At 66.7% G+C, this 4,460-nt stretch carries 6 protein-coding genes; 2 read left to right on the top strand and 4 right to left on the bottom strand.

The window, feature by feature from the left end:
- A partial coding sequence (locus tag VE172_RS07365) for a peptidylprolyl isomerase (protein WP_324799277.1) occupies positions 1–315 on the top strand: 315 nt, incomplete at its 5' end.
- Positions 316–351: 36 nt separating this feature from the next.
- Here VE172_RS07365 and VE172_RS07360 read toward each other — a convergent pair.
- The 4 genes from VE172_RS07360 to VE172_RS07345 all read right to left on the bottom strand — a co-directional run bounded on the left by VE172_RS07360 (position 352) and on the right by VE172_RS07345 (position 3,822).
- Entirely contained in the window at positions 352–1,206 is an 855-nt protein-coding gene (locus tag VE172_RS07360; protein WP_324799274.1) for a DUF3800 domain-containing protein, read from the bottom strand.
- A 288-nt stretch (positions 1,207–1,494) separates the two neighbouring features.
- On the bottom strand, positions 1,495–2,031 hold the full coding sequence (locus tag VE172_RS07355) for a hypothetical protein (RefSeq protein WP_324799271.1): 537 nt from the start codon (positions 2,029–2,031) through the stop codon (positions 1,495–1,497).
- 187 nt (positions 2,032–2,218) lie between these two features.
- The gene (locus VE172_RS07350) at positions 2,219–2,650 is read right to left on the bottom strand and encodes a hypothetical protein (RefSeq protein WP_324799268.1); all 432 of its coding nucleotides are present in this window, start codon (positions 2,648–2,650) and stop codon (positions 2,219–2,221) included.
- Complete coding sequence (locus VE172_RS07345; RefSeq protein WP_324799265.1) at positions 2,647–3,822, bottom strand: molybdopterin-dependent oxidoreductase; 1,176 nt, start codon at positions 3,820–3,822, stop codon at positions 2,647–2,649. Before VE172_RS07345 ends, VE172_RS07350 begins: the two co-directional genes overlap by 4 nt.
- A 155-nt stretch (positions 3,823–3,977) precedes the next feature.
- Between VE172_RS07345 and VE172_RS07340 the strand changes: the two genes are divergently transcribed.
- Positions 3,978–4,460, top strand: a 483-nt coding sequence (locus VE172_RS07340) for an alcohol dehydrogenase catalytic domain-containing protein (protein WP_324799262.1), incomplete at its 3' end; no start/stop codon positions are given.

The following is a 4,460-nucleotide window of genomic DNA, read 5'->3' as shown; positions in this document are numbered from 1 at the left end:
CGAGAACCATTGCGCCCCATGGGCTGGACGACCCTCCAGGACCTCCCCGAACCCCTCACCCGGGCCCTGCGCGGCGCCGAACTCGGCGAAACCATCGGCCCCGTGGAGTCCAGCCTCGGCTGGCACCTCGCGGTCGCCGAGGAAACCGACGACCGTCCCACCGAAGTAGACTCGACCGCCCGCCAGCGCCTCGGCGAACGCCTACGCGAATTCGCCCGCTGGCTCGACTACCAGCGCGGCACCCACCTGCGCTGCGCCGAGGGCTTCGAGCACCCAGGCGACCCGTCCCAACCCGACAACACCCATCGGCACTGAACGATGCGTGATCATCAACGAACGGGACGGTCCGTCTTAGGAGGGCAGTCCATTTCGGTATTGGAATGGGCGGGGGGATGAGTGGTCTCCTTTGCCTGGTTCCCATCTGGGCTCGAACTGAATCGGGTCGCTTCTCATCCTCCGATAGCTTCTGTCTCCGAACTCCTGGTACAGGTCGACGAGACGATCGGGGAAGATCTTCACACCCGACCCACCTACTTGGTTATCGGGGTATCTGTATGTCATTTGCATCAAGTCGGTGAGGAGATTTCGGCCTCTGGCGCTCCCAGCGATAGCGGCGGTGGTCGAGGCCGCGACCAGATCCGCGAGTTGCAGTAGCGGTACCAGTGTTGACGGAGCTGTCACAGTGGGCATGATGAGCTGCGTGCACTTTTTGAATTGGGTGCCGTTGCTGGTGAGTTCCAATGCCTCTTTAAGCCATGAGATCTCCTCGGAACGGCCACCACCAGGCCGATCCGCAACCGCGACAGCGGATTCAGCCTCTAGAGAATCCAGGCAGTAGCCGATCCGCTCATACAGATATGTGAAGGCTTCGGTGACTTTGGAATCACGTTCCCTGTTGGACGGACGATCAAGCTCGACCACACAGACAACAGTCTTGGCGCCCAGCAAGGCAGCGTGTTGAAGCATCGAACGCTGAAGGTCTGCACACTCAGAACCGAGTTTGCGCTGGACAGAGTTTTTCGGCGGGTTCCACTTGAGTTCCTCGGTAAGAGGGATCCCGACCTCTGCTTTGGCCCTTTGGAGCCACTCACTGTACTGACGTACAGCGGAGTCGTGGAAGATCACGGCGCCAAAGGACACCAACTCTCCAAGCGGCTCGCGCGCGGGCTTTGGCTGGCCACTGTCATCGATGAAAACGAGATGCATGACAACCTCCATGGGTGCTTGTGGACCAAGCGTGGCGCGGCGAAGACGGATTGTGCATCAGGCGAGCGCGCGCAAGTTGGTGATGATCCGACTGCGGTTGGTCACATTTGGTCGCGTTGGGACGTCGAATGGTTACGCAGTTCGGCAGATGTACGGGATGCCGCGTAGCCGCCCCGCGCGTCGGCAGTGGATTCGACGGATGGAGGCATCCACTCGAGATAGTGCTGAGCGGGAAGCGTTGAACGCCATGAATTGGACGGTCCGCGCAATCCGCTCGAACCCCTGAGGCTAACGCTGCCACAGAAACGCCGCCGTGCCGCACGGCGGGCACGTGAACACGTAGCCTCGTCCGCCGCCACCGAAGTTGAGGGCGTCACCACCCTCCTCGAGCTGGGCGACGAACGGCATCCGCCTGCCGCAGGCGGGGCACGCGGGGGTCTCGTCGAGTTGCCACCAATCGGGCGTGCCGCCCCGCCGTCCCGGGACCTCGCCCTCGATGGGTGTGGCGACGGGGCGCAGCGCGGTGACCGTGTCGAGCAGGGTCTCTCCCTCTTCGGGAGGGGCCACGGGGCGCAGATCGCCGTGGACCAGCACGGCGCGGTTGCCGCCCGACTCGGCATCCCAGTCGTCGCACATGCCAGGGTCGTTTTGGCACATGAACACCTCGACCGCCCCGTCGTCGACGGGGAGGTGGGCCACGAAACACATGGGCCCCTCGCACTCGGCGCACACGGGCCACTGGAAACCGTTGGGCGCCAAGGGCAGGCCGCCCGTGCGGGGAGTCGGGGAGTCGGCGGCGGTTCCGCCGTCGTGCATCAACCACATGGCCGCAAGGATCGGTGACGCGTGGCGATTCGGGAAGGGGCCGCGTGGTCCGATCCTGTGCCGTTCGGTCCATGCGGCGGCCGAGGCTCGGGGCATGACCGTGGAGACCGTTGCGCGAAGGAACCGTCGAGCCTGGCGGCGGGGGTTGCCGTCGGCGCGTGGTTGTGGCGCGACGGGCGGGACCGAGTCAGGAGTCGGTGCCCCTTTTCCTTGGGGCGCGGCGGATGCGGACGAGGGTCGCGATCGCGGTGACGACCGCGATCACCCCCAGCGTCCACAGCAGATCGATCAGGTAGTTCGACGGCAGCACCGTGGCGTTGGCGACGACGCCGCGCCGCAGGATCAGCGGGATCGCCAGCACCGTCATCAGCGCGGTCAGCCACACGCCCGCCACGACGCACTGCCGAGCCGACGGCGCCAGTCCGCTGGTCACCCGCCACAGGGCCCCGCCGACCCCGAACGTCATCGGCACCAGCACTCCATCGTGGAGGAACACGGCCCCCGCCAGCCACAGGGGAAGGAACCACAGGCTCGCCGTCCAGTGCGTGAGCAGCCCGCCCACGCCCACCGCCGCCAGCCCGACCCCGCCGAGCACCAGGACGACCCGCAGCCACCTCATCGCCGCACCTCCAGACCGCGAACCCACTTCGTCTGCAACACCCCGGGCCGCCCCGGCGCGATGATCCGCGCGGGGTAGCCGTGGTCGATGTGCAGCACGGAACCGTTGAGCCGCAACGCCAGCAGCGTGTCGTCGTCCCAGGCGTACTCGGACGGCAGCTCGCTTTCGGAGTACGAACCCGCCCGCTGCAACGACGTCACCCGCGCCCCGTCGCCGCGCCGCGCGCCCGCGCGATCCAGCAGGGTGCGGATCCGCACGCCGCCCCAGCGGGCGTTCTGGCTCCAACCCTCCACGCAGGCGATCGGCAGCTCCACCTCGGTCTGTGGCATGGCGTTGAGGTCGGAAAGGCTGAGCCGCAAGGGTTTGGGGCCGTCCACCTCCAGCCGCCAGTCGGTCGAGACCGCGGCGGGGTCGATGCGCGCCGCCTTCGCGGTGCGGTTGATGGGCAGGCCCTGCGGACCCACGCCCGGCCGCCGGGGCGCCAGCACCGCCACCCTCCCCAGGGGAGTGAACGATTGTCCCGCCGAGGTCATCACCACCGCGGCCGTGGCGATGGACACCGTGGCCAGGAAGCCGCGCCGCGACCACCCCGACGTCCGCGCCTCGGTCTCGCGCGCGGCCCGCCAGTGCTCGTGAATCAACGGCAGCTTCACGGCGATGTGGATCAACAGCGAACCCACGATGATCCACGACATCCAGTAATGCGTGTGGCGGAAGGAAAACGGCCAGACATACCACTTGATGGTGTTGAAGAACCCCATGAACAGCTGCAACAGCGTCGCCGCCACGAACACCGCGATCGAGCCGCGCTCGATCATATGCACGGGGTTGCGCACGATCGGCCAGGAGAACAGCCGCGGATACACCGTCCACAGTTTCGCCAACACCAACGGAATCGCGGCCATCCCGCTGACCACGTGGCTGCCCTGCGTGACGCGGTACAGCCACACGGGACGGGTCGGGAAGCTCATCCACGACGCGGGGTCCTGCTGGAAGTGGCTGTACAGGCCCGTGAGGAAGCACCACACCAGGCACACCGCCAGCGCCCGCCCGATCACCGTGGCCACGCGCGGATGGTGAATCCGTTGCGCGAACGCGCCCTCGCGGAACGGCGACAACCGGTGATTCCGCGCGGTGTCGACGATGCGTCGCAACGCGGTGATGGAACTCATGGCTTGAATCCAAGCACCGATACCGGCCGCCACCACGCGTTTTGGCCTTACGAAACGATGACATCGGTGCGCGCGCCCAACCCGACGGAATCCCCGCGCGGCTCGACGGGTTCGGCTTAGAGTTCGTCCAAACCACGTGACTGAAGGGGACATCCATGCGCGCCGTGGTGCTGTCGGAGCCAGGCCCAGTCGACCATCTCGAGGTGCGGGAGGTGCCGTTGCCGCCCGAGCGGGACGGGTGGGTGCGGATACGGGTGGAGGCATTCGGGCTCAACCGATCCGAGCTCCATCTGCGCCTGGGCATGTCCGAGGGGGTTTCCTACCCGCGGGTGCCGGGGATCGAGGCGGCGGGGGTGGTGGATGCCGCGCCCGCGGGTTCGGGTTTGAAGCGTGGGGATCAGGTGGTGGCGATGATGGGGGACATGGGCCGCAGTTTTGATGGCGGGTATGCCGAGTACACGAGTGTGCCGTTGTCGCAGGTGATCCCGATTCGTACTGATCTGTCGTGGGAGACGGTGGGCGCGTTGCCCGAGATGGTGCAGACCGCCTATGGGTCGTTGACCACGGGACTCGACCTGCGTTCGGGGCAGTCGCTGCTGATTCGCGGCGGGACCTCGTCGGTGGGACTGGCCGCCGCC

Source organism: Stackebrandtia sp. (genome assembly GCF_035643755.1).
Taxonomy (GTDB): Bacteria; Actinomycetota; Actinomycetes; order Mycobacteriales; family Micromonosporaceae; genus Stackebrandtia.
The sequence above is the reverse complement of the archived record's forward strand: the minus strand, read 5'-3'. Positions and strand labels throughout refer to the sequence as shown.